We start from the raw sequence: 2,420 nt of genomic DNA, 5'->3' as shown, positions 1-2,420 counted from the left end.
ATTTTTTCCAATATTAGCAGTATATCCAACATTACTAACGGCTTGGGAAGTTTTTTTATTATATACAAGTTTTTGTGTAGAAAATTGAAAACCATTATCTCTACTATAAATAACATTACCTTCCAAGGTCACTATATTATTTTTATATATTCCCTTTTGCGCTTGCATATTTGCTATATATTTTGGAGATTTATCGGTATAGTCAATATCTTTAACTATAAACCTATCATCATATTTTGTGCCACTTGAACCAAGCATATATGTTTGCAATCCAAAAGGTGTAAACTCATACATAGTAAAGTTTTTTAACTCAAGTTGTGGCACATCCACAAAATGCTGCTCTTTTAATTTCAGAGGTTTAAAAAAGAGAAAAATCATTAAAAGACCACCAAAAACCAAGCTTAAAAATATATTGATATTAATAATCTACCCCTTATATCCAAACAGAAAGAAACAGGTCTCTTTGCAAATTGTCATCTACTATAAGATCTATCATTTCGCGCACTGCACCTTCCCCTCCATTTTTTTTAAGCACGGTATCTACTATCTCTTTTATTTCACTTACTCCGTTGTTTGGAGTAAAACTTCTTCCTGCTAAACGCAGCATATTAAAGTCATTAAGATCATCACCTATTACAGCAACTTCATCAAAATCGATGTCTAATTTTTCCACAATCTCTTTTAAAACACTCTGTTTATCATTGATTCCCTGGTAAAGATGTTGCACGCCAAGTTCTTCAGCACGCTTTTGTACGATTTTAGATTTGCGACCTGTAATAATGGCAACATAATTTCCCATTTTAATCCATGTGGCAATACCAAGACCATCTTTAACATTAAAAGCTTTACTCTCTATCCACTCAGCAGAGTAGAAAAGTGAACCATCCGTTAAACATCCATCAACATCTAAAACTAAAAGCTTTATCATAGTACATCTTTTGTGCTTGGAATTCCCACTCTTTCATTTGCCGCAGTTGCCCGTCTAATGGCAACTGCCACTGACTTAAACGCAGCTTCTATAATGTGGTGTCTGTTTTTTCCGCGCTGCTCTATGATGTGCATACTAATTTTTGCATTAAGCGCTAAAGCTCTAAAAAACTCCTCTACAAGTTCAGTGTCAAACTGCCCTACTTTTCCATCTACATTAAGTTCATAGACTAAAAATGGACGGTTACTTAAATCTAAATCACATGAAACGCAGGCTTCATCCATTACAATATTTGCACTTCCAAAGCGTTCCATATTTTTTACAGGGTAAATCGCTTGCGCTAAAAGAGAACCTATAACAATTCCAACATCTTCAACACTGTGATGATCATCAATATGAGTATCGCCCTTACAACGAACATCCAAATCCATTAAAGAGTGCTTGGTAAAACTCTCAAGCATGTGATCTAAAAATCCCACACCAGTATCTATATTGCTTTTACCTGTTCCATCTAATTTGAGTGAAACTGTAATGTCTGTCTCTTTTGTTGTTCTTGTTTTTGTTATCATGTTTTTAATCCTCTTTTACTATAAATGCGTGTTTAAATATACTGTTAGCCTTGTAATCTCTAGCCTCTTGTTCACTTTTAAATCCCTCAAGCCATACTTTAAAGAGTCGTCCATTATTACTCTGTACATCTTTTATTACAGTTGTATATCCATCTTTTTTATCATACTTTTCTTGAGTTAAAATAGCACCTCTGATGTTTACAAAAGAGGCTATTTGAATGGCATAACCACTTACTTCTACACTCTTTGGTGATTTTTTAAGTTGTTTTCTTGTCGGAATTGTACGGCTTCCCTTACCAGCAAAACCTAAGACTTCAAGAGTCACGGGAGCAGTTCCCGTTCCTATCATACCTATTTTTGATGCTGCAGCTTTTGAAAGGTCAATAATTCTCGTTGCAACAAAAGGACCACGGTCATTTATTCGTACAACTGCACTTTTGCCATTTCTTCTATTTGTCACGCGAACAATAGTATTCATTGGCAGAGTTTTATGTGCAGCGGTCATATCCCACATATTGTATCTCTCACCATTTGAGGTCAATTTTCCATGAAAGTTCGGACCATACCAGCTTGCATTTCCATGAAACTCATCACCGACATTCACAACTGTAGGGTGGTATCTAATACCTCGAACAACATAAGGACGCATTGTGGCATGTGAGTACTTTTTTTTATCCAAATGTGCAGCATAGGCACTACTGTCATCAACATACTCATGTATCGGAGTATTGTTCGTACTACGGTATGCACCTGGTCCTCTTGTACTACATCCCGCAAGTAAAAGCAGTGCTACAGTAGAAAAAACTATAACTCTATTCATAAAGTTTCAACCTATCACCAACTTTTATGAAAGAGCCTTTTATATTGTTTTGTGCTCTCAAATTTTTTAGGCTAATATGATGCGCCTTGGCTATAGAAAGCAA

5 protein-coding genes are annotated in these 2,420 nt (G+C 35.4%); all 5 read right to left on the bottom strand.

Annotation, left to right across the window (positions count from 1 at the left end; translation table 11 throughout):
- The coding region (locus MVY38_RS08485) for an LPS export ABC transporter periplasmic protein LptC (RefSeq protein ID WP_297485235.1) at nt 1-399 on the bottom strand (399 nt) is incomplete at its 3' end.
- A 34-nt stretch (nt 400-433) separates the two neighbouring features.
- Nucleotides 434-928: an HAD family hydrolase gene (locus MVY38_RS08480; RefSeq protein WP_297485233.1), complete on the bottom strand. Its 495-nt coding sequence runs from the start codon at nt 926-928 to the stop codon at nt 434-436.
- Nucleotides 925-1,497: an imidazoleglycerol-phosphate dehydratase HisB gene (hisB, locus tag MVY38_RS08475; RefSeq protein ID WP_297485231.1), complete on the bottom strand. Its 573-nt coding sequence runs from the start codon at nt 1,495-1,497 to the stop codon at nt 925-927. The genes MVY38_RS08480 and hisB overlap by 4 nt, the downstream gene beginning before the upstream one ends.
- Before the next feature lie 4 nt (nt 1,498-1,501).
- On the bottom strand, nt 1,502-2,317 hold the full coding sequence (locus MVY38_RS08470; RefSeq protein WP_297485229.1) for a septal ring lytic transglycosylase RlpA family protein: 816 nt from the start codon (nt 2,315-2,317) through the stop codon (nt 1,502-1,504).
- Nucleotides 2,310-2,420, bottom strand: a complete 111-nt coding sequence (locus MVY38_RS08465) for a LysM peptidoglycan-binding domain-containing protein (protein WP_297485237.1) — start codon at nt 2,418-2,420, stop codon at nt 2,310-2,312. The genes MVY38_RS08470 and MVY38_RS08465 overlap by 8 nt, the downstream gene beginning before the upstream one ends.

The organism is Sulfurimonas sp. (assembly GCF_027056685.1).
Classification (GTDB): domain Bacteria; phylum Campylobacterota; class Campylobacteria; order Campylobacterales; family Sulfurimonadaceae; genus Sulfurimonas.
The sequence above is the reverse complement of the archived record's forward strand: the minus strand, read 5'-3'. Positions and strand labels throughout refer to the sequence as shown.

Excerpts from the sequence above, each read along its gene's own strand:
- MVY38_RS08480 (WP_297485233.1), bottom strand. The coding sequence starts at position 928 with ATGATAAAGCTTTTAGTTTTAGATGTTGATGGATGTTTAACGGATGGT.
- hisB (WP_297485231.1), bottom strand. The coding sequence starts at position 1,497 with ATGATAACAAAAACAAGAACAACAAAAGAGACAGACATTACAGTTTCA.
- MVY38_RS08470 (WP_297485229.1), bottom strand. The coding sequence starts at position 2,317 with ATGAATAGAGTTATAGTTTTTTCTACTGTAGCACTGCTTTTACTTGCG.